23 protein-coding genes and 2 pseudogenes are annotated in these 23,443 nt (G+C 69.5%); 10 read left to right on the top strand and 15 right to left on the bottom strand.

All coding sequences use genetic code 11. The features are described 5' to 3' along the window. Positions 1 to 78 precede the first annotated feature (78 nt). The gene (locus WDZ95_RS01470; protein ID WP_425775935.1) at positions 79 to 345 is read right to left on the bottom strand and encodes a hypothetical protein; all 267 of its coding nucleotides are present in this window, start codon (positions 343 to 345) and stop codon (positions 79 to 81) included. Positions 346 to 490: 145 nt separating this feature from the next. Here WDZ95_RS01470 and WDZ95_RS01465 point away from each other — a divergent pair, with 145 nt between their 5' ends. Continuing rightward, positions 491 to 1,423 (top strand): LysR family transcriptional regulator, encoded by a 933-nt coding sequence (locus WDZ95_RS01465; protein WP_133611279.1) that lies wholly within the window; start codon positions 491 to 493, stop codon positions 1,421 to 1,423. A 358-nt stretch (positions 1,424 to 1,781) separates the two neighbouring features. Here WDZ95_RS01465 and WDZ95_RS01460 read toward each other — a convergent pair. Further along, a pseudogene (locus tag WDZ95_RS01460) lies at positions 1,782 to 2,126 on the bottom strand (hypothetical protein); the annotation flags it as partial. A 124-nt stretch (positions 2,127 to 2,250) separates the two neighbouring features. Here WDZ95_RS01460 and WDZ95_RS01455 point away from each other — a divergent pair. Both WDZ95_RS01455 and WDZ95_RS01450 read left to right on the top strand, forming a co-directional pair. Continuing rightward, positions 2,251 to 2,523, top strand: a pseudogene (locus WDZ95_RS01455) (SMC family ATPase); the annotation flags it as partial. Between the two features lie 147 nt (positions 2,524 to 2,670). After that, positions 2,671 to 3,492 carry a hypothetical protein gene (locus WDZ95_RS01450; protein ID WP_250195613.1) on the top strand — a complete coding sequence of 274 codons (822 nt, stop codon included), beginning with the start codon at positions 2,671 to 2,673 and terminating at the stop codon, positions 3,490 to 3,492. A gap of 84 nt (positions 3,493 to 3,576) precedes the next feature. Here the strand turns inward: WDZ95_RS01450 and WDZ95_RS01445 are convergent, their stop codons facing one another. The 3 genes from WDZ95_RS01445 to radC form a co-directional block, all read right to left on the bottom strand. Beyond that, positions 3,577 to 3,888 carry a hypothetical protein gene (locus WDZ95_RS01445; RefSeq protein WP_425775934.1) on the bottom strand — a complete coding sequence of 104 codons (312 nt, stop codon included), beginning with the start codon at positions 3,886 to 3,888 and terminating at the stop codon, positions 3,577 to 3,579. After that, positions 3,885 to 4,193 (bottom strand): hypothetical protein, encoded by a 309-nt coding sequence (locus tag WDZ95_RS01440; protein ID WP_104301980.1) that lies wholly within the window; start codon positions 4,191 to 4,193, stop codon positions 3,885 to 3,887. The genes WDZ95_RS01445 and WDZ95_RS01440 overlap by 4 nt, the downstream gene beginning before the upstream one ends. Positions 4,194 to 4,506: 313 nt before the next feature. Beyond that, entirely contained in the window at positions 4,507 to 5,052 is a 546-nt protein-coding gene (radC, locus tag WDZ95_RS01435; RefSeq protein ID WP_425776239.1) for a RadC family protein, read from the bottom strand. Between the two features lie 648 nt (positions 5,053 to 5,700). Here radC and WDZ95_RS01430 point away from each other — a divergent pair. Continuing rightward, on the top strand, positions 5,701 to 5,913 hold the full coding sequence (locus tag WDZ95_RS01430; RefSeq protein WP_054018255.1) for a hypothetical protein: 213 nt from the start codon (positions 5,701 to 5,703) through the stop codon (positions 5,911 to 5,913). 132 nt (positions 5,914 to 6,045) lie between these two features. On the opposite strand, the gene WDZ95_RS01425 is transcribed toward WDZ95_RS01430, so the two are convergent. The 3 genes from WDZ95_RS01425 to WDZ95_RS01415 all read right to left on the bottom strand — a co-directional run bounded on the left by WDZ95_RS01425 (position 6,046) and on the right by WDZ95_RS01415 (position 7,959). Then, a complete protein-coding gene (locus WDZ95_RS01425; RefSeq protein ID WP_425775933.1) occupies positions 6,046 to 6,717 on the bottom strand; it encodes a hypothetical protein in 672 nt (223 codons plus the stop codon). A 171-nt stretch (positions 6,718 to 6,888) separates the two neighbouring features. Beyond that, the gene (locus WDZ95_RS01420) at positions 6,889 to 7,521 is read right to left on the bottom strand and encodes a hypothetical protein (protein ID WP_220787597.1); all 633 of its coding nucleotides are present in this window, start codon (positions 7,519 to 7,521) and stop codon (positions 6,889 to 6,891) included. Positions 7,522 to 7,746: 225 nt separating this feature from the next. Continuing rightward, on the bottom strand, positions 7,747 to 7,959 hold the full coding sequence (locus WDZ95_RS01415) for a hypothetical protein (RefSeq protein WP_054018420.1): 213 nt from the start codon (positions 7,957 to 7,959) through the stop codon (positions 7,747 to 7,749). A gap of 877 nt (positions 7,960 to 8,836) precedes the next feature. Between WDZ95_RS01415 and WDZ95_RS01410 the strand changes: the two genes are divergently transcribed. From WDZ95_RS01410 to WDZ95_RS01390, 5 genes are all read left to right on the top strand, one after another. Then, the gene (locus WDZ95_RS01410; RefSeq protein WP_425775932.1) at positions 8,837 to 9,079 is read left to right on the top strand and encodes a hypothetical protein; all 243 of its coding nucleotides are present in this window, start codon (positions 8,837 to 8,839) and stop codon (positions 9,077 to 9,079) included. Positions 9,080 to 10,108: 1,029 nt separating this feature from the next. Next, the gene (locus tag WDZ95_RS01405) at positions 10,109 to 11,053 is read left to right on the top strand and encodes a chromate resistance protein ChrB domain-containing protein (RefSeq protein ID WP_425775931.1); all 945 of its coding nucleotides are present in this window, start codon (positions 10,109 to 10,111) and stop codon (positions 11,051 to 11,053) included. Continuing rightward, positions 11,050 to 12,432: a chromate efflux transporter gene (gene chrA, locus WDZ95_RS01400; RefSeq protein WP_425775930.1), complete on the top strand. Its 1,383-nt coding sequence runs from the start codon at positions 11,050 to 11,052 to the stop codon at positions 12,430 to 12,432. Before WDZ95_RS01405 ends, chrA begins: the two co-directional genes overlap by 4 nt. Before the next feature lie 12 nt (positions 12,433 to 12,444). Beyond that, positions 12,445 to 13,359 carry a Fe-Mn family superoxide dismutase gene (locus WDZ95_RS01395; protein WP_425775929.1) on the top strand — a complete coding sequence of 305 codons (915 nt, stop codon included), beginning with the start codon at positions 12,445 to 12,447 and terminating at the stop codon, positions 13,357 to 13,359. Beyond that, positions 13,356 to 14,372 carry a Cj0069 family protein gene (locus WDZ95_RS01390; protein ID WP_425775928.1) on the top strand — a complete coding sequence of 339 codons (1,017 nt, stop codon included), beginning with the start codon at positions 13,356 to 13,358 and terminating at the stop codon, positions 14,370 to 14,372. The genes WDZ95_RS01395 and WDZ95_RS01390 overlap by 4 nt, the downstream gene beginning before the upstream one ends. A gap of 30 nt (positions 14,373 to 14,402) precedes the next feature. Here WDZ95_RS01390 and WDZ95_RS01385 read toward each other — a convergent pair whose 3' ends face one another. From WDZ95_RS01385 to WDZ95_RS01355, 7 genes are all read right to left on the bottom strand, one after another. Beyond that, on the bottom strand, positions 14,403 to 15,458 hold the full coding sequence (locus WDZ95_RS01385; RefSeq protein WP_425775927.1) for a DMT family transporter: 1,056 nt from the start codon (positions 15,456 to 15,458) through the stop codon (positions 14,403 to 14,405). Next, positions 15,459 to 15,833: a hypothetical protein gene (locus WDZ95_RS01380; RefSeq protein ID WP_425775926.1), complete on the bottom strand. Its 375-nt coding sequence runs from the start codon at positions 15,831 to 15,833 to the stop codon at positions 15,459 to 15,461. Between the two features lie 64 nt (positions 15,834 to 15,897). Further along, positions 15,898 to 19,044 (bottom strand): efflux RND transporter permease subunit, encoded by a 3,147-nt coding sequence (locus WDZ95_RS01375; RefSeq protein WP_425775925.1) that lies wholly within the window; start codon positions 19,042 to 19,044, stop codon positions 15,898 to 15,900. 13 nt (positions 19,045 to 19,057) lie between these two features. Beyond that, positions 19,058 to 20,206, bottom strand: coding sequence for an efflux RND transporter periplasmic adaptor subunit (locus WDZ95_RS01370; protein ID WP_425775924.1), 1,149 nt, complete (start codon positions 20,204 to 20,206; stop codon positions 19,058 to 19,060). After that, entirely contained in the window at positions 20,206 to 20,856 is a 651-nt protein-coding gene (locus WDZ95_RS01365; RefSeq protein ID WP_425775923.1) for a hypothetical protein, read from the bottom strand. Before WDZ95_RS01365 ends, WDZ95_RS01370 begins: the two co-directional genes overlap by 1 nt. Then, positions 20,853 to 21,983, bottom strand: a complete 1,131-nt coding sequence (locus tag WDZ95_RS01360) for a TolC family protein (protein ID WP_425775922.1) — start codon at positions 21,981 to 21,983, stop codon at positions 20,853 to 20,855. Before WDZ95_RS01360 ends, WDZ95_RS01365 begins: the two co-directional genes overlap by 4 nt. Positions 21,984 to 22,249: 266 nt before the next feature. Next, complete coding sequence (locus tag WDZ95_RS01355; protein ID WP_425775921.1) at positions 22,250 to 22,603, bottom strand: hypothetical protein; 354 nt, start codon at positions 22,601 to 22,603, stop codon at positions 22,250 to 22,252. 177 nt (positions 22,604 to 22,780) lie between these two features. On the opposite strand from WDZ95_RS01355, the gene WDZ95_RS01350 reads away from it, so the two are divergent. After that, positions 22,781 to 23,365, top strand: coding sequence for a helix-turn-helix domain-containing protein (locus tag WDZ95_RS01350; RefSeq protein ID WP_425775920.1), 585 nt, complete (start codon positions 22,781 to 22,783; stop codon positions 23,363 to 23,365). Positions 23,366 to 23,443 lie beyond the last annotated feature (78 nt).

The following is a 23,443-nucleotide window of genomic DNA, read 5'->3' as shown; positions in this document are numbered from 1 at the left end:
CGAACTGCAAGCGCAACTGGGCTGCGCGGCGGCGGGCTACCGGGCCAGGGCTGGCTTGTGAGGTCGACAGCGCGTGCATCACGCCAGCACCCAGATCAAGGCGATGCCGGCGCACAGCAGCACGGCCGCCAGCGGCACTGCGACCGGCATCCAGCGCAGCACCTGCGGGTCGATGCTGCTGTCGGCGGCCAAGGTGGTCGAGACGGCATGGGCCACGTCGCGGGCCGGCCCCATGAAGCCCGCCACTGGCCGCCGGGCAGCAACCCATTGAAGGGCATGCAGTGCCTGTGGGGCCAGCGGGCCGGGTGCTGCGGGGCGTGGGGTTGTTCGTTCAAGGGTCAGCATGTCGGGCTCCAGATGCCGGTGGTGGTGCGGCGGGCCGCCGCCCCGTGATCGAGCGGCCAGGCAAATTTAGAGCTTGGCAATCAACCCGTCCAACGGGTTGTATGACTAAGATGTACCTGCGAAATCGATAACAACGGCAATCACCGTGGACGTGCTTCGACTCACCCTGCGTCAGCTGCAGATTTTTGTCGCCGTGGCGCGCAGCGGCAGCACCACGGCGGCCAGCGCTGAGATAGCGCTGTCGCAATCGGCCACCAGTTCGGCCGTCAACGAGCTGGAACGCCTGCTTTCGCTGCGCCTGTTCGACCGCGCCGGCAAACGCCTGCTGTTGAACGACAACGGCCGCGCGCTGTTGCCGCGGGCTTTGGCTTTGCTCGACGGCGCCGCAGGCATCGAGCAGATGTCGCGCGACGGCAGCGCGCAGGCGCAGTCGCTGCGCATCGGCGCCAGCACGACGATTGGCAACTACGTGTTGCCCAAGCTGCTCGCTGGCTTCATGGGGGCACAGCAGCCCGGCAGCGCCGCCGCCTGGCGGTCGAAGGTCGTTATCGGGAACACCGCCGCCATCTGCGATGCCGTGACCGCTTTCGAACTCGACGTGGGGCTGATCGAGGGGCCCAGCCACCAGCCGGAGCTGGTGGTCACCCCCTGGCTGCAGGACGAGATGGTGGTCGTGGCTGCGCCCGACAGTGCGCTGGCCCAGTCAAGCCGGGCGGGCGATCGCATTCCCCTGCGCACGCTGCGTGAGGCGGTCTGGCTGGTTCGCGAAACGGGCTCTGGCACGCGCGAGGCCACCGACCAGAGCTTGCTGCCCCACCTGCGTTCTTACCGGCGCAGCATCGAGCTAGGCAGTTCGGAGGCCATCCAGCGTGCCGCTCAGGAAGGGTTGGGGGTGGCTTGCCTGTCCGCCTGGGTAGTGAACGATGCGCTGGAGGCTGGACGTCTGTGCCGCGTCTCCACGACATTGCCGCGGCAGCTTCGGCAATGTCATCTGGTTGTGCATCGTGAGAAGCAGTCGACGCCCGCGTTGCTGGCGTTCATCGCCCAGGCAGATGCGACCACTGGGGCTGCCCGCTAACGTCCCGGCCCCGCTTCGCATGTCGAAGGTTCAGCCCTCGGCGACACGCGATTACCCTTCAGCTAGGCGCCGACGCCCGCTCCGCCCACCTGCCCATTGATCGGAGCTTTGATGCAATGAGCTGGTCTGGGTAATCGACGTCCGCTTCCGGACGCACCACCCAACGGCTGCTGGCCGTCCACAGACGCACAGCCCTCGCGGTTGAACGGCACCTGTGCGCACATCGCGCACGTTCGCCTCGTAGAGTCGATATCGCGCCCAATGCGGTACGCGGTACGTGCCGACGTTTGCGGTGTGTCGACCGAACGACCCTTCCATTCGATCAGGAACCCCGCGCCGCGATCGTGATCCGCTCGCTCTACATCCTGGCTTCTTCAGCGACGAGTGCAACGTCCCGAAGCGCATCGACCTGCATGGCGTCGAGGTCGATGATTGCATCGGCCATCGTTGCGAGGTGCGGGGTCTGGGTGATGAAGAACTCCTGCCGGTAGCCGCCGAGCCGAAGGACTTCGCGCTTCATGGCCATGAACATGCGCTTGTGTTCTGGGTCCAACGGCCCATCGGCCTCGTCGGAGAACAGCGTGTCGAATCGCCGTCCGGTGTTCTGGGCCAAGTACAGGGCGACCGCGCGCGTCAGGCAGGCGTCGATGAAAGTTCGCTCACCGCCGCTCATCAGGCTGAGGCTCTTGCCGCCGCGCGCGTCTGGGCTCATCGTCCCGAATCCCGACGTGTTATGCCGCATCGCTTCGCAGGCACCTGCGGCGCAGTTGCAGGGGCGGGGACGCCGGCCGGATCGCGGACTCGGCATGTCCGGGTTCTCGGCATAGTGGATCAACGAGTGCCTGGTGAGGGCCGTCGCGCTGTACCTGGCGCAGAACACCGGCCGGCGCTACGACACCCTGTTCTCCGACGAGACCGACGGACCGCTGGACCCGGAGCGCAAGCGCATGTTCATGGCGATGAAGCGGCGGGTGCTGGAACTGGGTGGCTACGCGCGGGAATTCTTCGTGTCGCAGACGCCGGAGCTGACGGCGATGGCGGATGCGGTGATCGATCTGGACGCGATGGCGGCGTTGCACTCAACCTCGTCGGTCGAGTAGAGCAGCGCACGTGGGCGGAATGGCGCGGTTGCGGCATCTCTGGTGAACACGGCCGGGTACCTGAAGCGCCAGCGCGACTCACGGATTCAGGTACCGACGGCTCGCGGCGCCACGAGTACTCTTTCGCACATCGAAAGAGGATTCACGATGACGACGCATCCGACCACGCCCAAGCAAGCCCGGCACGCCTGCGAGCAGCTGTTGAAGGCCGATCGTGCCGACAAGACTGAGAAGTCGATCCTGCCCAGTGAAGTCAGGGTGATCGACCGACTGCTTGAACGAGGCCTCGAGCTGGAGGACGCCTATGCCGAGATCCACGGCAAGCTCGTCCAGCATCCGCCGGCCCTGAAGGTCTTCTTCGATCTGGTGCAGAGCACGGCGGCGTTCTGGAGTCCTGAGTCGAATCAGGAGGCTCGCAGAGGAAGGGCCAGGCTGGTCGAGGTCAACCAGGAGATCGAAAGGGTTGCGGCGCACCTGGCCGAGTTGCTGGACGAGCGCACCGAGTTGAAGAACCATTCCGGGTTCTCTTGTGAAACGCTCTACCACCCGGTGGATGCGATTCACGCTGCTGCCGCACGGAACTACAGCTACGAACAGTGGGTGAAGGCGAGGCTCGAAACCCTGACAGGTCAGTTCGATCTCAAGTACTGGCCGCCGTTGAGCGCTGTGGCTCAGGCCATTGCCGATGATGCGGCGCGAGCGGCTCCCCTTCCGCACGATCCGCTCACGGCGGCCGGGACCGAAGGGCCGCGTGCGAGCCTGGCGGACACGTTCAGGGCGTTCTTCGTCGCTATCGACGAGCAGAGCAGTCGGAACTTCGGGTTCCTGCCGCATTCCTTTGAACTCAGTGATCGCTGCGTCGCCAGCTTGCTGAGCTGCGCTCTGGGCCTGGGTCCGGACGAGGCGGTCGATGCGCCGTACGTGAAGCGCCTTCGGCAGCGTCAACGTGAACGAGCGGTGCAGTCGTGACCCGGTGTGGCAGAAAGAGAAAGGGCGCCGGCCCCATCCCCGCCGGGATGGGCGCGCGGCGCCGAGGTCGATCAGCGGGCAGCGTCAGCCCGCCAGCAGCGTGACTGGCGGCCCGTCTGCCAGGTGGCGGACGATGCGGTTGCCCGCGCGTCGACGGCCATCGCCCTCGACCTCGTCGACCAACTGCGCAGGCAGCCGAAGGCCGAGTTCGGCGACCTTGGCGCGCAGGGTCCCGATGTCCGTCCAGTCCAGCAGGGGCTCCTGCAGGCTGGTGTAGAGCATGTCGTTGCGCTCGTCGATGACCTGGAGAAAGTAGTCCCCCAGGCGTCGATCGAAGCCGGCCACGATCTCGACGGGGTGTCCGTCGAGCGTCGCCGTCGCGAGGTGCTGGCTCATGGTCCGGGCTCCGCGCTGTCGAACACGGGCAGCCCGTCGATGACCGCCGCCTCGCGATCGAACATCAGCCAGGCCACACCGGCGGATTCGGCCACCTCGAACAGCATGGCCAGATCGGGTTCCGACGGCACGCGGTACTTCGGTGCCCCGACATAGACGAACCCGCCGCAGTCGGTCGGGTAGGCGTTCACGGACAGGTCGTCATCGGCGAGCTTGTTGCGCGTTGCCGAACTCAGATGCTTCAGGGACAGGCTGGCCAGCATCTCGGCCTGCTGTCGCAGGCCGGTGGCGGGCAGGGTATGCATCGTGGCTTCCTCCTCGGGATGAACTGGGAGATGTGGGGGACTCGGTCGCCTGCCTTGCGGTCGAGGGCGCACGGGGCGTGCGCTTCGAACGTCCGGCGCGGGCGAACGTCATGCCGCAGTCGCGGCAGCGGAACCAGTGCAGGCGACCGAGCGCGCCCAGGGGCACGCCGTGGCCGGCACAGCAGGGGCAGGTCGGGCGTCTTCTCGCCGACATGGGCATCCTTGGTTGGGGTGGGATCGGCGGGAGGGGCACCGCCTCGGCGGCGCCCTTCTCGCGACTGGGTCGTGCAGGGCGTGACTGCCGCACATGGCGTCAGAGCAGTCCGCGCTCCGCGAAGCTGACGCACTGGTCGCCGGCGACGACGAAGTGGTCGATCAGGCGGATGTCCACCAGCGCCAGCGCCGACTTCAGCGTCTGCGTCAGGAACTCGTCCGCGCGGCTCGGCTCGGCCTGGCCGCTCGGGTGGTTGTGGGCCACCGCGATCGCGGCGGCGTTGCGGGCCAGGGCGCTCTTGACCAGTTCCCGCGGGTACACCGAGGTCTGGGTGAGCGTGCCCCGGAACACCTCCTCGTGGGTGATCAGCCGGTGGTTGGCATCCAGGTACAGCGCGAGGAAGACCTCGTGCTGCAGGCCTGCGCAGCGCAGGCGCAGCCAGTCCCGAAGGACCTGGGGCGACGACATCACGGGCCCCTGCGCCATCCGGTCACGCAGCTCGCGCATCAGCAACTCGCGGGCGACACCGAGTCGGCGCGTCAGGAGCTGCTGCGTGGCCGGGTCCTCGTGGGGCGTCTCCCGGTCGCTGACGCGCAGCGCTGCCGGCGTCGGGCCTGGCAATGGGTGGGCCTGCAGGCCCAGCATCTCTGCCACCAGGTCCTCCCGAGACGCATGGGCGGCATCGGGCAGGTCCGGCAGATCTTGAAGACCCTGGAAAGGGTGGAAGTTCATGGCGTTCTCCTCTCGTGGCGAAAAGGAAGACGGGAACGCCGTTCCCTTCCTTCACAGGCTAGGGACTGGTGTCCCCGCAAGGGAAGGATGTGCAGACACACGACGGAACGTGGCCGGCACGGTGGCTCAGATGATCATCCGAGGCAGGTAACGACTGCGACGCCGCTGCCGCCCGTTCGGTCGGCATCGGAAACACTCCTCTCGGGAGTGGGTGTGAGCCCGGCAAGTCTGCGCCATCGGCGCCGGGGATTCAACCGGGGCGGTGCCAGCGACAGCGCCTTTGCCGCGCTTGCCCGCGCAAAGGGCGCCAGGGTCCGTGCCTTGGTCGGGCATCGGTACGCGGGGAGGTGGCACGGTTCGCGTGACCGCACTGCGCGTGGCCGCGCCGTTGTGGTTGGGCCACGGCCTGCGCGGATGTCTTGGCGGGCAGACTGCAAAAGTGACACCGCAGAGGCACTCGGCTGTCACTGCAGAAATTTCTTCGCCGCGGGCAGCAGCGGATGCGCACAGACTTGCTCAGGCGCGCGAAGATGCGCGGCTTACCGACAAGGCCGACCCGACATGCTGCGCTCCGGAAACCAGCTTCGACTGACCCGACCCGAACGGGCGCGGCTGGCCCGCATCACCGCCATCGAGCCGGGGTCCATCCGAAGCGTCGCGGACCTGCAGGCCTACGTCCGCCGCTGCAAGGCCCACTACTGGGGCCACTCCGATGACACCCGGTTCCTGCACTGGCTGATCGAGCGTGAGGTGCAGTCCCTGACCGGTCGCTGAGCGCCCGTCGCCCCGTTCGCAGTCTCGGAAACAGGAACGCCCCCGGTGCTGGGCCGGGGGCGTGCTGGGTGACGGCCTGGCGTGGATCTGGATCGCGCCGTCTGAAGGGTCTCGAACGTTCGACCGGACAGCTCAGCGGAACACCCGCGGCTCGACGCTCGCCCCGCGCATGAACGCGAGGTACGCACCGGCCTTGCCGATGTCGTCGAAGTTCGCCACGGGCTGCTCGTGCAGCACCACGGCCCAGGGACGGGCATCGTCATCACTGGCGCGGATACGCAGTTCCGGTGGCTGCCAGCGCGGGTGGCGGTACAGGGGCAGGCCGGTGTCCCAGTCCATCAGTGCCAGCACATTCGCACAGAGGATGGCCGTGCCGCCCGCCTGGCCCGGCTCGACGAGCAGCGGCACCTTCAGCAGGCCGGTCGAGCGGCCGACCGTGCCGACCGCGTCGAACTCGTCGAGCCAGCTCGCGCCGGTGCCGGTGTCGCCCAGCACCAGCCGCACCTTGCGGCCGTCCCGGCGGCAGGTCTCCAGCACCCTCGCCAGGCGAGGGTCCGTGCCGGGATCGAAGTAGGTGCCGTGGCCCTGGGCGGACTCGCCCCAGGCACGCACCGCAGCGAGGTACTTCTCGTAGCCGGTGAGGCTGGCCGCGTCGTCGGCGGTCGGCATCAGGTCGGGACGCTTAAGGCGCTGCGCGATCTGCCGGGCATGGTCGCGGGCGTTGTCGAAGCCGAAGCAGGTCACGCCACCTTCGGTGGCGATCACATACAGGCGTTGCTCGGGATTCAGGGTGATGTCTCGCATGGTGAACTCTCGAAGTGGGGAGGGCGGACACCGGCCCTGGCGGGCGGGCCCGCGGGCGGTTGGATGGGGTGCCGGTCGCGCCAGGCCGCTGGACGTCAGTCCTTGGCCGAGGCACGTCAGCGAGCGAACCCGGTGCAGCCGATGGGGCTGCGCCGGGGCTCGGTCTTCGGATCAGCGCCGGCTGATCTGGACGGCGGTTGCGGGGCCGTCGACGGGAGGTTCCGGGGCACGCTCGGAGCCGCCTTCGGAGCCACTGACCGGCGACGCCGGGGACATGCCGGCCTGGTGCTGGAAGCGGGCGTGCGCGTCGGCGAACTCGGCATCGCCCAGCAGCTGACGAACCTGCGCGGCGGCCGGTTCGGGCCTGCTGTCGGCGTCACGGGCCGCGGCTGGGCGCGCGCCCCGCTTCGATGTTGCTGGCGAGGCTGGCGGTGCAGCGGCAATGGCTTCGTCCAGGACGTCCGCAGTGCGGTGGTACGCCTTCTGCGTGACGCCGCCGACGAAGGCTGCGGGTCGCTGCAGCGTCCACTGGACCAGCAGGCGCAGCCACTGCCCGATGCGCTTGTCGCGGGCCTGGCGCGCCTTGTGGACGCGCAGCGACTGCTTGCAGGACAGGTACAGCGCCAGGTGGCGACGCTTCATCTCGGCGTCGCCGTCGAGCTGCGCCATCACCTCGGCGGCGAGGGCGACGTCACGGCCGACGCGTCTGTAGAAGCCGACCCAGGCGCGCTGTTCCTCGATGTCGATGGTGCTGCGCCGCGGTGACGCGCTCTGGAAGGATCTGTCTGGGAAAGCGTGACTCATGGGGTTCTCCAAGAAGGCGAGGGAACCCCGACCCCGACGGGAGACGGTGACTCCCGGAGGGTGGATGGCGAGGACGGCTGAGAGCCGAGGAAAACGGGGTGTCGGGTGATGGCGTCCCGATGCCATCGCTGGCGGTCGGTTCACCATCCCCGAAACCCAGGACTCGATCGGCACGAGTTCGAGCCGACGGCGGTGCCGCGACGGACGACTCGATGCCCGCGACCATCAGGTCGTGAGCACGCGAGCGGCGCCTCTGCGCAGGCCCTCGGCAATGCCGATCCAGCGGTCGGCGATCCGGTCCAGATAGACCAGGTCGTCGGCCGCGATCTCGCCCGAGGCGCGGAGCCGGGCGATGACTTCCTTGACCAGGAGGGGATCCTCCCGGGCCAGCACGATGGCCGTCGAGGCGATGCGCCTGCGGTAGGTGTCGACCGTCATGGTCAGCACACCGTCGTGCAGCGCTCGGACGCCAGAGGGTCCGCGGCCTCGCACACCACGCGCGTGGACGCATGGGGCGTGCAGGGCCGGGGCCGGAGCAGCGCCGGAAGGGTGACAGGCCGCCGGGCGGGCACACGGGCAAGCCCGGCACCACCCAGCAGTGCACACACCGGCGCGACAGCGCGGTTCCAGGGAACGGGACTCATGGGGGTTCTCCTTCAGGGGTGAAGGGGAACGCCCATCCCTGGCGGGGAACTGGGGTTCCCCGTCTGGGATGCCTTGCCGGGAAGACAAGGCGCTTGGTCGCGCACCAATGCGTGCGCGAGCTGCGGAGGTCCGCATCCGAGAGGACGGGACCAGGGCAGATGCGTGCGTCAGGCCAGGCTACTGATCGAGATCAGGCCGGGCTGGTGAGCGCAGGGCGCGTCACGACGCAGAGGTCGTGATCGGCGCATGCGAGGAGGGGCCACGACACGGGGTCATGGCCGGCTCCTGGTTTCGGATCCGGATGGATCTGAATCGGCCCGGCACACGGAGCTGCCGGACGGGACACAAGGCAGGTAACGACTGCGACGCCAGCTGGGCTGGACTTCAGGGCGACCGGAGCCACCGATGAAGGCTGAGCAGACGCGATGTCCGCAGGAAGCCAAGTCAGTATCGGACGGGGTCCCTCGGTCGGCAACGGACCCGAGGTCTCATCGCGGCAATGCCCGCCCAAGCGACCGGCTCGGCCGACGCTTGGGCGGGCAATCGATTCCGAGTCCTCCACGTCGGGGGCCCGGAACGTGGCGCTGCCCAGTTGCTGGGCGTGCGGGCAGGCTGACGGTTCGTATAGTGGGCGGATCAACATCTCCTGCAGACCGGTTCCGCCCTGACCATGACCGTCGAGCGCTATGCCTTCACCGACTGCGAAGCCACCACGGCGGCAGGCGTGCCGCTGCGCATTCCCGCTGGCGTTCACCATGTCGAGCGGCGATCGCTGGTGTTCCGCGTGCGCCTGGGTGGCCGCGAGCTCGATCTGACCCTGGCCGAGTGGGAGCGCCTGCTGGATGCGGGCTGTGTCGGGCCGGTTGTCGCCGCCGATGATCCACCGGGGACTGGCGAGACCCATCCTGGGTGAAACACGCGAGGTGCCGGGCAGGCTGGAACGTCTAAGCGAGAGCGCTGGTCGGACCCCGGCGACCACGGCAGTTGCGCTGCTCGAGTGGGCCAGCGACGTGGCGATGAGTGTCTACACAGCGGCCCTACACAAGTACCCGGACTCGGCCAAGTGCGGGCCTTCGCCAACGACCGCCTGGACGATGTCTGGTACCACCCGATGGCGATAGCCGACGCCGCGGCATGTACGCCCACACGAGTGTCGCCAAGCACAGCCATGCCATGGCTACATCCTTGCGCGCGGTCACGAGCGAGATCTCTGACATCGCGAAAAGCCCGTTGAGCACGATGAGCGCGAAGAGGATGGCGATTTCCATGGAGAGTGCGGGCTGTCCGCAATTCGTTGGTGTCGCTGGCCGGACCCCGCAGGGTCAGCAGCGACAGGAGGCATCGCACGCGACGAGCGAACCCAGTCGTGGCGCCGTGGTTGTTCTTGGGGTTGGTGCGACGTCGTCGCGCGGCTGCGCAGCGGCCAGGCGCCAGGGCACGAAGCCGCTGGTCAGGCCTTGATGGCGTCGCTGCGAGGTGGGCGCAGAGGCCCGGCGAGGCACGGCGAACCTGCAGCCGTGGTCACGGCGGCTCGTGCCATGGTCATCACCGATGCAGGCGCAACGGATGCTACGGGTGCCCGCAGCAGACCCGGTGTGTCGGTGGATGGATCGCTCTGCGCCTGAGAGGGCAGGTCGTCCAGGTGGTGGTCTGCCACCGAGCCGTCGTTCAATGCGGCCGGTCCCCCAGCGTGGGTGATGGGGTGCTGCTGGTCCGTCGACGGCTGCGCAAAGTCGCTCGGTGCCTTGAGTGCGCTGATACCGGACCAGAAGAAGACAACGGAAGAAAAGGAGGGCAATCACCCGACGCGGCATGCGATTCATTGTGGCGGGCGGGGAAATTGCCCCACCCTCGAGGCTCGATCGAGCCGCCAGCGCCATCGGAGCTGCTGGTCCAAGTTGATGTAGTGTTTATTTCTCACGGTGTAGCGTATGCTTCGAACATGTGGAGCGTGCTCTTCCTGACCCTGCCGACGCAGCCGAATGCCGTTCGCCTGCGCGTCTGGCGTGCGCTGAAGGGCCTAGGCTGCGGCGCGCTGCGTGATGGCGCCTACGTGCTGCCGAAGGCCCAGGCTGGGCTGTTCGATCCGCTCGTGGTCGAGGTCCGCGCCCACGGCGGGCAGGCCAGCGTGCTCGAACTGTCCACCAGCGACGAGGCTCAGCGTGCCGAGGTGCTGGCCCTGTTCGACCGCAGCGATGCCTATGGCGAATGGCGCGCTGAGGCGCAGGATCTCGCCGCCTCCCTGGCCTCGCTCGACGAGACCGAGGCCCGGCGGCGCTGGCGCGGCATCGACGAGGCGCTGCAAGGGCTGCGGCGCATCGACTACTACCCCGGCGCGGCTGCCGAACAGGCGCAGGCCGAACTCAACGTGCTGCGCCAGGCACTCGACGCGCGCTTCTCGCGCGGTGAGCCGGTGGCGCAGGCACCGCACGGCATACCGCGCCTCGACCCGCGCAAGTTCCGTGGCAAGCGCTGGGCCACGCGCGCGCGGCCCTGGGTGGATCGGCTGGCTTGCGCCTGGCTGATCCGCCGCTTCGTTGATCCCGAGGCGCGCTTCGTCTGGCTGGCCGATCCGGCAGGAGCGACCCCCGCACCTCGTGGCGCGCTGGGCTTCGACTACGACGGTGCGCGCTTCACGCACGTCGGCTCGCGCGTGAGCTTCGAAGTGCTGGCGGCCAGCTTCGGGCTGGATACGGACCCGAGGCTGCAGCGCATCGCGCGGGCCGTGCACTTCCTCGACATCGGCGGCATTCCCGTGCCCGAGGCTGCCGGTCTGGAGGCCGTGTTGTCCGGCCTGCGCGAGGTCCACGCCGACGACGATCAACTCAACCTGGCGGCGGCGTCCGTGTTCGACGCGCTGTACGCCGCACCGGGACCAGCGACATGAGCACGGCCACGACACCTATCGCCGAGGAGCCCACGGCTCCCGCAGCCGCACCGGCCGCAGTGAGCTTTGCCGAGGCCTTCCGCTTCTGGCTCAAGCTCGGCTTCATCAGCTTCGGCGGCCCGGCCGGGCAGATCGCAATCATGCACACCGAGCTGGTCGAGCGCCGGCGCTGGATCAGCGAGCAGCGTTTCCTGCACGCGCTCAACTACTGCATGCTGCTGCCGGGCCCGGAGGCGCAGCAACTCGCCACCTACATCGGCTGGCTGATGCACCGCACCTGGGGCGGCATCGTGGCCGGCGCGCTGTTCGTGCTGCCCTCGCTGTTCATCCTGATTGCGCTGTCGTGGATCTACCTGCGCTTCGGTGACGTGCCCTTGGTGGCCGGCATCTTCTTCGGCCTGAAGCCCGCCGTGACCGCACTCGTGCTGCACGCCGCCCATCGCATCGGCACGCGGGCCTTGAAGAACCGCTGGATGTGGGGCATCGCCGCGGGCTCGTTCATCGCGATCTTCGCCTTCGATACGCCGTTCCCCGCCATCGTGCTGGCGGCCGGCCTGGTCGGCCACTTCGGCGCGCGACGCTGGCCGCAGGTGTTCGCGCTGGGCGGCGGTCACGGCAGTGCCAAGGCCAGCTACGGGCCCGCGCTGATCGACGACGACACGCCGACGCCCCGGCACGCCCGGCTCTCGCGCCGCCACCTGGCGAAGGTGCTGGCGGCGGGCTTCGGGCTGTGGCTGCTGGTGATGGCCGCGCTGGTGGCGGCGAACGGCCTGCAGGGCACGCTGACGCAGATGGGCTGGTTCTTCACCAAGGCCGCGTTGCTCACCTTCGGCGGCGCCTATGCGGTGCTGCCCTATGTGTACCAGGGCGCGGTCGAGACGCACCAGTGGCTCAGCGGGCCGCAGATGATCGATGGCCTGGCGCTGGGCGAGACGACTCCCGGCCCGCTGATCATCGTGGTGGCCTTCGTCGGGTTCGTCGGCGGCTGGCTGAAGCAGGTGCTGGGGCCCGAGGCGCTGTTTGTCGGCGGCGCGCTGGCCGCCACCGTGGTCACCTTCTTCACGTTCCTGCCGTCGTTCGTCTTCATCCTGGCCGGCGGGCCGCTGGTCGAGGCCACGCACGGCAAGCTGGGCTTCACGGCGCCGCTGTCGGCCATCACGGCGGCGGTGGTCGGCGTGATCCTGAACCTGGCGATGTTCTTTGCCTACCACGTGCTCTGGCCACAAGGCTTCGGCGGGCGATTCGACCTGCTGTCGGCGGTGATCTGCCTGGCCGCCGCAGTGGCGCTGTTTCGCTTCAAGGTCGGCGTGATCCCATTGCTCGGCGCCTGCGCCGCTGCCGGCCTGGTCATCACCTTGTTCGCGCCTGCGCTGCGCTGAAAGGGCACTTCCATGGACGCACGCATCCAACCGCTGCCGATCGATCCCTCGACGCTGCGCAACCTGTCCCAGGAGCTGATCGACAGCCACTACGACAACAACTACAGCGGCGCCGTCAAGCGCTTGAACGCGATCCGCGCAAAGCTGGCGGCCCTGCCGTTCGGCACCGCGCCGGGCTTCCAAGTCAACGGGCTCAAGCGCGAGGAACTGATCGCCACCAACTCGATGCTGTTGCACGAGCTCTACTTCGGCAGCCTCGGCGGCGACGGCGTCACGATGGAGCCGGCCATGAAGCTGTCGCTCGATGCCAACTTCGGCAGCGTCGAGCGCTGGCGCGAGGAGTTCATTGCCATGGGCAGGTCCTTGGGTGGTGGCTCCGGCTGGGTGCTGCTGGTGTTCCAGCCGCGCGAAGGAACCCTGGTCAACCAGTGGGCCGCCGACCACACCCACACGGTGGCCGGCGGCGTGCCGATCCTGGCGCTGGACATGTACGAGCATGCGTATCACATGGACTACGGCGCTGCCGCGGGCGCCTACGTCGATGCGTTCATGGGCAACATCGACTGGGCTGCGGTGTACGGCCGCTACCAGCGGGCCGTGCACTGTGCCAGCGAGGCCTTCGGCGCCAGCCTGGACGAGGTCGGCGACGCGGTGGTGCTCGACGTGCGCCGGGCCGGCGTGTTCGCGCAGGCACGCAAGATGCTTCCCGGGGCACGCTGGTGCGACCCTGCCTTGGCGGCCGACTGGGCCGCAGAACTGCCCGCCGACCGCGAACTGGTCGTGTACTGCGTGTACGGTCACGAGGTCGGCCGAGCGACGGCGATGCGACTGCGTGCCGCCGGCCTGAACGCGCGCTATCTGCGTGGCGGCATCGACGGCTGGCAGGCAGCGGGCCGGCCCCTGGTCGACAGGCCCCAGACACCATGAGCGCCGTGCCCGCTCCGAGGGTCGCGCTGCTGTATCCCGGCGACCGTTCCGCGCGCGACCGTGCCGACCCCGCGGCGAGCCGATTCGCGGCGCTGTTCGAGGCACTCGCTGAGGCCGGCGTGGTCGCCGAGCCGGCGGTCTGGCACGACGATTTCGCCGACGAGGTGATGGCCCAGTTGCGCGGCGTGCAGGCCGTGCTGGTGTGGTGCAACCCGATCGAGGATGGCCGCCGGCGCGACCGTCTCGATGCGCTGCTGCGCGAGGTGGCACAGGCCGGCGCCCTCGTCAGCGCGCACCCCGATGCGATCGTGCGCCTGGGCACCAAGGACGTGCTGGTCGAGACCCGCGACCTGCCGTTCGGCAGCGACGTGCGCCGCGTGGACAGCCTGGCGCAGCTGGCGTCGGAGTTGCCACTGCGCCTGCGCCACGGCCCGCGCGTCCTCAAGCAGCATCGCGGCCACAGCGGCATCGGCGTGTGGCGGGTCGAGCAGGCCGGCGATGGCGTTCTGACCGCGCGGCATGCCCAGCGCGGCAGCACGTCGCAGTGCATGGACATGGCGACACTGCAGGCGACGCTGGCGCCGTACTTCGAGCCTGCCGAAGGCGGCCACATGATCGACCAGGCGTGGCAGCCGCGGCTGAGCGAGGGCATGGTGCGCGCGTATCTGGTGGCGGATCGCGTGGCGGGTTTCGGGCTCCAGGCGGTGAACGCCCTGCATCCCGATGCCCCGCTGCCGGGGCCGCGGCTCTATCACGGGCCAGAGCTGCCTGCATTCCAACCGCTCAGGCAGCACTTGGAGTCGGGCTGGATCACGCTGCTGCGAGAGCGTGTCGGCCTCGCGCACGACCAGCTTCCGCTGCTGTGGGACTGCGACTTCATGCTCGGCGAGCCCGCGGCCGACGGCGCCGAGCGCTACGTGCTGTGCGAGATCAACGTCAGCAGCGTGTCGCCGTTTCCGCCGTCGGCGATCGGGCCCTTGGTCGACGCGGTACGGCGCCGCGTCGGCCCGTAGCCCTTCCGCGCCGGCCGCAACGTCCCGCGCTCAGTGGCGATGCGCGTGATGCGCATCCGGCACATGGGCGTGTGCATGCCGCATCGGCTCGTGCCGGTGGCGGTGGCTGTGCTCACCCACGGGCATCACATCGTGCACGTGCTCGTGGTGCCCGTCGTCGTGGCGGTGGGCGTGCTCGTGCTCCAACGCCTCGTGCTCGTGCTCGTGGCCGTGCGACTCGGCCAGGTGCAGCAACACGCCGGCCAACATCAGCACGCTGCCCAGCAGCATCAGGCCGCTGACGGCGCGGTCGCCCAGCAGCACCGCGAACGCCGCGCCGATGAAGGGCGCAAAGGCGAACACCGAACCCGTGCGTGCAGCGCCGAAGGCCCGCTGTGCCAGCAGGTAGAACCGCAGGCTCAGGCCGTAGCCCGTGGCACCGATGACGAACAGCGCCAGCGCCGCCATCGCCGAAGGCAGCGGCTCGCCGAAGGCCAGGGCCAGCGCAGCCGTCGCGGTGGCACCCAGCAGCGCCTTGGCCATCACGACCTGCCCGGGGTCTCGCTCCGCCAGCGCCCGAGACAGGGTGTTGTCGATGCCCCAAGCCGCGGTGGCCAGCAGCACGGCCAGCAGGCCCCACAGCTGGGCACCTCCCGTGCGACCCTGGTCGAGCACCAGCACCATGCCCCCGGCCAGCAGCAGCGCCATCGCCGTCCAGACGCGACCGTCCATGGTCTCGCGGTACAGGCGCCAGGCCAGCACGGCGGTGAACAGCGCTTCGAGTGTGAGCATCAGCGAGGCGCTGGTGCCGCTCGTGTTCTGCAGGCCCCAGGCCAGCGCCACCGGGCCAATGGCCGCGCCGAAGGCGGCCATGGCCAACAACCGCGGCAGGTCGCTGCGCTGCAGGCGGGCTTCGCGCTCGATGCGCTGGCGCGACAACAGGCCCACCGCCGCAGCACCCGCGTACAGCAGCGCTGCGGTGCTGAAGGCGCCCAGCCCGGCACCGAACTGCTGCACCAGCGGCGTGCTGACGCCGAACAGCGCCGCGGCCAGCAGGGCGAGCAGCCCGCCTCGCAGGGCAGGCAGTGCGTCGGGTGACAAGGCCATCTACTTGACGGTGAAGCGCACCGTGATCGCCTTCTTCGCCGGGGTCGTGAGCGCGGCCACGACCTTGGCACCCGGCGCCAGTTTCACGCCCTTGGCCTCCAGCTTGTCGCCGGCCACGGTCAGCTCGGCTTCCGACTTCTCGGCGCCGTTGAGCACGGTGAGCTTGCCGCTCATGCCGGTAGGCGCCATAGGCTTGCCGTGGTCTTCGATGTAAATCGCGGCGCCTGCGGGCGTGCCGACCAGTTCGAAGCCCAGGTCGCTGGCGGTGGCGACGACGCCGCCGTGCTTGGGCTTGGCGCCACCGTGGGCCATGGCGGCGTTGAACGACAGGACCGACAGGCCCAGCACGACGGCGGCCAACAGCTTGTTCTTCATCTCTGCAAACTCCTTTGGGGTGCGGCGCACTGGAGCAGGCGGCGCCGCCAGGCCTGATTTCAACTCAATAGGCTTCCTGCGCCGGCGTGGCGTCTGGGGCCGGGTCGAGCTCGGGTTGGGTCAGCCGCTTCGTGGCCTTCTCGCCGAACAGCCAGAACAGCACCGGCGTGAGCAGCGTGTCGAGCAGTGTCGAGCTCACCAGCCCGCCGAAGATCACCACCGCCACCGGGTGCAGGATCTCCTTGCCCGGCGCGTCGGCCGCCAGCAGCAGCGGTGTCAGCGCGAAGGCCGCCACCAGCGCCGTCATCAGCACCGGCGTCAGCCGTTCCAGCGAGCCGCGCACGATCATCGCCTGCGAGAAGCTCTCGCCCTCGAACTTGACGAGGTTGATGTAGTGGCTGATCTTCAGGATGCCGTTGCGCGTGGCGATGCCGGCCAGGGTGATGAAGCCCACCATCGACGCCACCGACAGTTGCACGCCCGCGATCCACATCGCCACCACCGAGCCGATCAGCGCGAGCGGGATGTTGGCCATGATGATGCCCGCCAGAACCGCCGACTGGTAGCGGCTGTACAGCACCAGGAAGATCATCGCCAGCGATACGACTGACAGGCCCGCGATCAGGCGCGTTGCCTGTTCCTGCGCCTGGAACTGGCCTTCGAGACTGATGAAGTTGCCGGGCGGCAGGGGCGTCTTGGCGATGATGCCGCGGATGTCCTTGATGACCTGCCCCATGTCGCCGCCGTCGGTGTTGGCGTAGACGATGATGCGGCGGCGCCCGTTCTCGCGGCCGATCTGGTTCGGCCCGTCGGTTTCTTCCACCGTGGCGATGCTGGACACGGGGATGCGCCCGGCCGGCGTGTCGATCAGCGTGCGCGCCAGGTCCTGCGGGCTGCGCTGCTGGTCGGGCAGGCGCAGCACCAGTTCGTAGCGGCGTGGCCCGTCGACGATGTCTGCGCGGTGCGCACCGTCGGTCAGTGCCTGCAGCACGCGGATCGCCTCGCCGGGCGACAGGCCCATCTGCGCCGCCTTGCGGTGGTCCAGGCGCACGGTGATCTGCGGGATCAGCACCTGCTTCTCGACCGTGAGGTCGACCAGCCCCGGCACGGTGGCCAGCTTGCCGCGCGTCTCCTCGGCCAGGCCGCGCAGCGTGTCGGTGTCGTCGCCGAAGATCTTCACGGCGATCTGCGCCCGCACGCCCGACAGCAGGTGGTCCAGCCGGTGGCTGATGGGTTGGCCGATGGCCACCTGCGCGGGCAGCGTGGACAGGCGGTCGCGGATGTCGGCCATGATGGCCTCGCGGTCGCGGTCCGAGCGCTTGAGGTCGACGTCGATCTCGGCCGAGTGCACGCCCTCGGCGTGTTCGTCGAGTTCGGCGCGGCCGGTGCGGCGGCCCACCTGCGCGACCTCGGGCACCTGGCGGATCAGCGTCTCGGCCACCGCGCCGACGCGGTTGGCCTCGGCCAGCGACGTGCCCGGCTGCATCACCAGGCCCAGCACCAGCGAACCCTCGTTGAAGACTGGCAGGAAGGCGCGCGGGAAGAAGGGCACCGTCGCCGCGGCACCGGCCACGGCCAGGGCAGCCAGCGCGATCAGCAGCCGGGCGCGGCCGAAGGACCATTTCAGCAGCCGGGTGTCCTGGCGCTTGAGCCACGCGACCAGCGGGCTGTCGCCATGGTCCAGCCGCTTCATCGTCGGCAGCATGTAGTAGCACATGACGGGCGTGACGGTCATCGAGACCAGCATCGAGGCGCCGATGGACACGATGTACGCGATGCCCAGCGGTGTGAAGAGGCGCCCCTCGATGCCCGGCAGCGCGAACAACGGCACGAAGACGAGCACGACGATGACCGTGGCGTAGACGATGCCGGAGCGCACCTCGACGCTGGCGCGGCGCACCACCTCCAGCACCGACAGCGGGTTGCCGGTTGCCCGGTTCTGCTTGAGCCGGCGAAGGATGTTCTCGACATCCACCACCGCATCGTCGACCAGTTCGCCGATGGCAATGGCCAGGCCGCCGAGCGTCATCACATTGATCGACTGGCCGAGCCACTGGAACACCAGCGCCGTGACCGCCAGCGACAGCGGGATCGCCACCAGCGAGATGACTGTTGTGCGCGCCGACAGCAGGAAGGCGAACAGCACGATGGCGACCATGATGGCGCCGTCGCGCAGCGCCTCGGCCACGTTGCCAATGGACGCCTTGATGAAGTCGGCCTGGCGGAACAGCACGCGCGGTTCGGCGAGGCCTCGTGGCAGCCCCTGCTTCAGCTCGGTGAGCGCCGATTCGATCTGCGCGGTGAGCTTGACGGTGTCGGCATCGGGCTGCTTCTGGATGCTGATCACGACGGCCGGCAGGCCGTTGTAGCCGGCGTCGCCGCGCTTCAGTCCCGCCGCGAACGAGACCGTGGCGACCTGGTCCAGCAGGATCGCGCGACCGTCCTTCCAGGCCACCGCGATGCCGCCCAGGTCCTCGGCGCGGTTCGTGCGGCCCAGGTGGCGGATGAGGTACTCGCGGCTGTTCAGGTCGATGAAGCCGCCGCCAGCGTTCGAGGCGTAGCCCTTCAGCGACTGCTCCACCTGGGTCAGCGAGACACCGAACTGAGCCATTCGCGCCGTGTTGGGCGCCACGCGCAGCGTGCGAACCTCGCCACCGATGGGGATCACTTGCGACACGCCCGGAATCGACAGCAGGCGCGGGCGCAACACGAAGTCGGCGTACTCGCGTGCCTGCATCGGCGTGGCCACGGGTGCCTTGCCGTCACCGGGAACCAATGGCAGCGCGACGAGCATCACCTCGCCCATGATCGACGACACCGGGCCCATCACCGGCGTGATGTCGCCGGGCAACTGGGTGCGCACGATGGCCAGCCGTTCGGCCACCAGTTGGCGGTTGCGGTAGATGTCCGTGCCCCAGTCGAACTCGGCGTAGACCAGCGACAGGCCGACGCCCGAGGTGCTGCGTACGCGGGTCACGCCGGGCATGCCGTTGAGCGCCGTCTCCAGCGGGAAGGTGACGAGCTGCTCGACCTCTTCCGGCGCCATGCCGCCGGCCTCGGTGAGCACGGTGATCAGCGGCTTGTTGAGGTCGGGGAAGACGTCGACCGGCGTACGCCAGGCCGTCATCGCGCCGTAAACCATCAGCAGCGCCGCGACCGCCAGCACGAAGAGCCGGTTGTGCAGGCTGTAGCGAACGATCCAGTTGAACATGAGAAGTCTCCGTTCAGCGGATCTGCGCGATCAGCGGTGCGCCCTGGACGACGACGCGGTTGTCCGCGCTGAGGCCCTGGGTGATGACCACCGTGTTCGCGTCCAGCGGCCGGAACTGAACCGGCTGCGGGATGAAGCGCTCGGCGCCGGACTTGATCCAGACGATGGGCTCGTTGGACGGGTTGCGCACCACCGCCTCCGCCGGCAGCACGACGCCCTTGATGCGCTCCTTCGATTGCGCCACCACCGTGACCGGCTGTCCGATCGCCAGCGGCAACGCCGTGCCCGGCTTGGCCGCACCGACGGCGAAGGTGATCGGCAGTACGCCGTCTCGCATCGAGCGCGACGCGCCCAGCAGGCGCAGCGACACGTCCGGAAGTCCTTGCACTGAAGCGCCGGCCAGGCGGGCCGCCAGGCTGGCGTCGGCGGTGGTGGCCTCGACCAGCATCCGGGCCGGGTCGACCACTTCGAACAGCACGTCGCGCGGCTCGACGACCTGCCCGACGACGAGGTCCGCGCGGGCGATCACGCCGCTGATCGGCGCGATGAGCGCCTCGCGCGACGACAGGCTGGCGCCGATGCTGCGCTCGCGCTCCGCCAGGCTCTTTGCTTCGGTGCGGGCCGCGTCGATCTCCTTGCGCGGCACGGTGCCTTCCAGGCCTTCGAGGCGCTGCACGCGCTGCTCGGCGATCTGGCGCTGCGCGCGCAGTTCGACCAGCTGGGCCTGCTGCGTACCCAGCGCGTAGGGCTCGGCATGGTGCCGCACGTAGGCCAGCACGTCGCCGCGTTTCACCGCCTGACCTGCGACCGGCAGGCCTCGCGGACCCGGTTCGATGCGGCCGCCGTGCACGGCCTGCACGCGGCCGCTCGCGTTCGGGTCCATGACCACGCGGCCCGGCAGTTCGACCGTGGCGGCGGGTTCGGACTCAGGCGCCAACACGGTGCGAATGGCCATGCGGCGTTGCGCAAGCTTGGGCACGTTGACGCTGCCGTCGGGAAGGCGCGCCAGGCCGGAGGCATTGACAGCCGCGCCGGGCGCGTCGAGGTGTTCGCCGTTGGGGCCGTGGGCGCCGGGTGCTGCGCGGGTCACGGCCACCGGCAGCATCGCAGCGGCGAGGACCAGCGCCAGGGCGACGGAGGTTCGAGCGAGCTGGTGTTGCATCACAGGCCTCCCTGCAGCTTGCCGGCCTCGCGGCGTCGCTGGCGCCACCAGGCGATGCCGCCGATCAGGCCCAGGGCCGCGACACCGGCACCGATCCAGGCCGCGCGCTCCAGTTCGTGGTCGTCACCATGGTCATCGCCACCGTGCGCGTGGCCGTGATCGTCCTTCGCCGAGGCGACAGCGCGGGCCGAGGTGCTGACCAGCGTGCCGTCGAGCAGGTCGCTGTCCTTGCCGGCCACCAGCGTGAAGACGAGGCCGTGCTCGCCCGGCGCAGCGAGCGCCTTCAGCATCGCGGCATCGGTGACCACGTAGTCGCCTTGCTCGGCACGGAAGGCCGCGACGGCCTTGAGCGGGCCGCTCTCGACCTCAAGCTGGGCACCGAGCACCGGCTCGTTCGATTCGTAGCGGTCGACGAGGATGGTGAGCTCGCCGGTGCGCAGTTCGGCGACCAGCTCGAAGGTCTCGGACTTGGCTTCGACACGCGGCAGCGCGGATGCCGCGCGCATCGTGCTCGGGCTGTCCAGGTGCTCGCCATTGGGGCCGTGGGCACCGGGGGCGGCGAGCGCGGGGGTGTTGCCGCAGACCAGCAGTGCGGCCAGCGCGAGGGCCGGCAGCGGCCTCTTGGCGCGGCGCGAGGATGGAGTGTTCATGGGAGGAGTCCGAGGGCTTGTTGGAGTCGGGCGCGGGCGAGGCCCAACGCAGCGGTCTGGCGGGCGGCGGCGCTGTCGGCCTGCGATGCGGCGGCGAGCGCACGCAGCAGGTCCGGCAGCGGCGTCTCGCCGGCACGGAAGGACTTGTCGATCAGCGTCGTCCGTTCGCGGAGCAGCCGGGCTCGGGCGGTCTCGGCCTCGAGTTGCGCCTGGGCCGAGCGCTGCGCCTCGCGCGCCGCGGCGATGTCGCTGTCCAGGCGCTCGCGCAAGCGCCGCTCCTGGGTCTGGGCCACGTCGAGTTCCGTGAGCGCCGCCGCCTCCAGCGGCCGGTTGCGGTCGTCGGTGCCGAAGGGCAGGCGCAGGCCCACGACCAGGCTGCCCTGGGAGGACTCGGCGCGGCCTGGCGTGTCCTGCCGCACGCCGATGGTCAGTTCGGGCGCATCGCGGCGCGAGCGGCGCATCAGCTCGACCCTTTGGCGCGCCAGCTCGGTGGACTGGCTGGCGAACTGCAGTTCGGGGTGTGCGGCGGCGGGCGCTTCGGTCGCGAGGTCCGCCTTCAAGTCCGGCGCTGCCGTCAGTCCGGTCAGCAAGGTCCAACGCGACCGCGCCGCCTGAAGCCGTTGCTGCACGTCGGTCTTCAGCGCGGACGCGGCGAGCGCCTCGGCCTGCGCGGCCAGGGCATCAGCGCGCGCCAGGTCACCGGCCCGCACCCGCCGGTCGACGTCGTCGGCCAGCTGCTTCAGCGCTTGCGCCTGGGCTTCGGCCTGCGCCATTTCGGCCTGCAGCGCGGCGAGCTGCCACGCGGCTTCGCGCAGGTCACCGGCCAGGCGCAGGCGCGCCACCTGTTCTGCGGCCAGGGCCTGGGTGGCGGCAGCCTCGGCCGTGCCGGCGCGTGCGGCGCGCTGGCCCAGCAGCCACAAGGGCACGGCGACACCGATCTCCGTTTCGCGGCGGCCCGCGTTGCCCTGCAGGCGGTCGTCGCGGTGGCTCATGGCCAGCGAGGGCGGCGCAGCCCAAAGGCTCGACGCCACGGCGCGGTCGACCTCGGCACGGCGGCGCTGGCCCTCCCTCTCGCGCGCCACCACCGCGCGCTGCCAAGCAGCTTCCAGGGCTGCTCGGAGGCTCACGGTGCCTGCGGTTGGAATCGGCGCGGAGGCCGGTGAAGCCGGCGGGGATGCGGCCGGCTGGGCCCACGCGGGCCCACCGGCCAGGCTGCCCGCGATCACGCAGGCAGACAGCCATGGGAGAGGTTTCACATCGATCCTGACAGTTCGGCAGCCGGCGCGGCCGGACACACGCTCGCGTCACGCCAGCGGCGGACAGGGGCTTGCGTGGAAGGCCATTGCGGCGGAAGGCCGGGCGCCCATGGGCGGGCGCCCGCCGCGAAGGCGGGTCAGGAGTAGAAGCGAGGTGGCCGGAGCAGGCCTTCAGGGTCGGGGTCGGGCACGGCGGCCTTCAGGAGGCCTGCGGGTACTGTCGATCCCGGGGGAGGAAAGCCATGAGACGTCGACACGAGCAGCGCCGCGGAGGCACTCACATGATCGGCGATCACGTGCTGGACGGATTCGGGCGAGTCGTCGCGGTGGTAGGAACCATCCTCGTGGTGATGGTGGCCCTCTTCCTGCCAGTGCAGCGCGGCGTGCTCCATGTCGGCCAGAGCGTTGACCGTCGAACCCGCGCGCGCGAGCGCCACCGATTGCCACAGCATGGCAAACAGCATGACGAGGAGGACGGACGTGCGGCGCATTCGGGTCGGGAGTGTACCGAGGGGTACCCAGCCCCACGGCGATCCCGGTTGCAATCGGAACCAGGATCCTGTGCATCAACTCAGGTGACGGCCTGGTTTGGCATCCGGGATCGGGGCCGCGAACGACGGCTTCAAGGCGGCTGATTCAGTCGCGCGTGGGACTGCAACGGGTCGTCCATGGACAGCGACCTCGCCGACCTACGCCGGAAAGCGGTCGCTTTGAACTGCGACACGGGTCCTGACGGCTTCCGCCCGTACGGCGATGATCCCCGGTCTTCCTCGGGTCCTTGGCACAATCCTTGGATGCCCAACATTGCATCCGTGCTCAAGGCCGAGATCGTTCGTCTGGCTCGCAAGGAATTGCGCGGCGAGGTCGATTCGATCAGAAAGGCGCTCGCGGCAGCGCGCGCGGAAAGCGCCGCGTTGAAGCGCAGGGTCAGCGAACTGGAGCGGTCCGTGCGACAGTCCGCGCGCGCCGCCCCCGCTCGGCCGCCATCGCCACCTGCGGTCGAGGAAGCGGAGGGCGCTGACAAGTTCCGGTTCCGCGCCTCCGGCATGGCCAGCAATCGCAAGCGCCTGGGCTTGTCGGCTGCGGATTTCGGGCTGCTGGTCGGCGCATCGGGGCAGAGCGTGTACGCCTGGGAGCAGGGCAAAGCACGCCCCAGAGGCAAGAACCTCGCCGCCATCGCTGCCTTGCGCGGAGTCGGCAAGCGCGAGGTGGTGGAGCGTCTGGCAGCCCTGAAATCGGGCGGGCCATCGTAGGCCTGCCGGCGCCCGGTCCGGCGTCCTGACCGGACCATCGGCGAGCGCGCCTCGCCACCCTTGAAGTGCACGGGCTCA

The sequence above is a fragment of the Hydrogenophaga sp. T2 genome (genome assembly GCF_049843535.1).
Lineage (GTDB): Bacteria > Pseudomonadota > Gammaproteobacteria > Burkholderiales > Burkholderiaceae_C > Hydrogenophaga > Hydrogenophaga crocea.
This window is presented reverse-complemented; position numbering and strand designations above follow the sequence as displayed.

What these genes read in the sequence shown, in the direction of transcription:
- WDZ95_RS01470 (WP_425775935.1), bottom strand. Translation starts at nt 345, where the DNA reads ATGCTGACCCTTGAACGAACAACCCCACGCCCCGCAGCACCCGGCCCG.
- WDZ95_RS01450 (WP_250195613.1), top strand. Translation starts at nt 2,671, where the DNA reads ATGACGACGCATCCGACCACGCCCAAGCAAGCCCGGCACGCCTGCGAG.
- WDZ95_RS01445 (WP_425775934.1), bottom strand. Translation starts at nt 3,888, where the DNA reads ATGAGCCAGCACCTCGCGACGGCGACGCTCGACGGACACCCCGTCGAG.
- WDZ95_RS01440 (WP_104301980.1), bottom strand. Translation starts at nt 4,193, where the DNA reads ATGCATACCCTGCCCGCCACCGGCCTGCGACAGCAGGCCGAGATGCTG.
- radC (WP_425776239.1), bottom strand. Translation starts at nt 5,052, where the DNA reads ATGCTGGGCCTGCAGGCCCACCCATTGCCAGGCCCGACGCCGGCAGCG.
- WDZ95_RS01430 (WP_054018255.1), top strand. Translation starts at nt 5,701, where the DNA reads ATGCTGCGCTCCGGAAACCAGCTTCGACTGACCCGACCCGAACGGGCG.
- WDZ95_RS01425 (WP_425775933.1), bottom strand. Translation starts at nt 6,717, where the DNA reads ATGCGAGACATCACCCTGAATCCCGAGCAACGCCTGTATGTGATCGCC.
- WDZ95_RS01420 (WP_220787597.1), bottom strand. Translation starts at nt 7,521, where the DNA reads ATGAGTCACGCTTTCCCAGACAGATCCTTCCAGAGCGCGTCACCGCGG.
- WDZ95_RS01415 (WP_054018420.1), bottom strand. Translation starts at nt 7,959, where the DNA reads ATGACGGTCGACACCTACCGCAGGCGCATCGCCTCGACGGCCATCGTG.
- WDZ95_RS01410 (WP_425775932.1), top strand. Translation starts at nt 8,837, where the DNA reads ATGACCGTCGAGCGCTATGCCTTCACCGACTGCGAAGCCACCACGGCG.
- WDZ95_RS01405 (WP_425775931.1), top strand. Translation starts at nt 10,109, where the DNA reads ATGTGGAGCGTGCTCTTCCTGACCCTGCCGACGCAGCCGAATGCCGTT.
- chrA (WP_425775930.1), top strand. Translation starts at nt 11,050, where the DNA reads ATGAGCACGGCCACGACACCTATCGCCGAGGAGCCCACGGCTCCCGCA.
- WDZ95_RS01395 (WP_425775929.1), top strand. Translation starts at nt 12,445, where the DNA reads ATGGACGCACGCATCCAACCGCTGCCGATCGATCCCTCGACGCTGCGC.
- WDZ95_RS01390 (WP_425775928.1), top strand. Translation starts at nt 13,356, where the DNA reads ATGAGCGCCGTGCCCGCTCCGAGGGTCGCGCTGCTGTATCCCGGCGAC.
- WDZ95_RS01385 (WP_425775927.1), bottom strand. Translation starts at nt 15,458, where the DNA reads ATGGCCTTGTCACCCGACGCACTGCCTGCCCTGCGAGGCGGGCTGCTC.
- WDZ95_RS01380 (WP_425775926.1), bottom strand. Translation starts at nt 15,833, where the DNA reads ATGAAGAACAAGCTGTTGGCCGCCGTCGTGCTGGGCCTGTCGGTCCTG.
- WDZ95_RS01375 (WP_425775925.1), bottom strand. Translation starts at nt 19,044, where the DNA reads ATGTTCAACTGGATCGTTCGCTACAGCCTGCACAACCGGCTCTTCGTG.
- WDZ95_RS01370 (WP_425775924.1), bottom strand. Translation starts at nt 20,206, where the DNA reads ATGCAACACCAGCTCGCTCGAACCTCCGTCGCCCTGGCGCTGGTCCTC.
- WDZ95_RS01365 (WP_425775923.1), bottom strand. Translation starts at nt 20,856, where the DNA reads ATGAACACTCCATCCTCGCGCCGCGCCAAGAGGCCGCTGCCGGCCCTC.
- WDZ95_RS01355 (WP_425775921.1), bottom strand. Translation starts at nt 22,603, where the DNA reads ATGCGCCGCACGTCCGTCCTCCTCGTCATGCTGTTTGCCATGCTGTGG.
- WDZ95_RS01350 (WP_425775920.1), top strand. Translation starts at nt 22,781, where the DNA reads ATGGACAGCGACCTCGCCGACCTACGCCGGAAAGCGGTCGCTTTGAAC.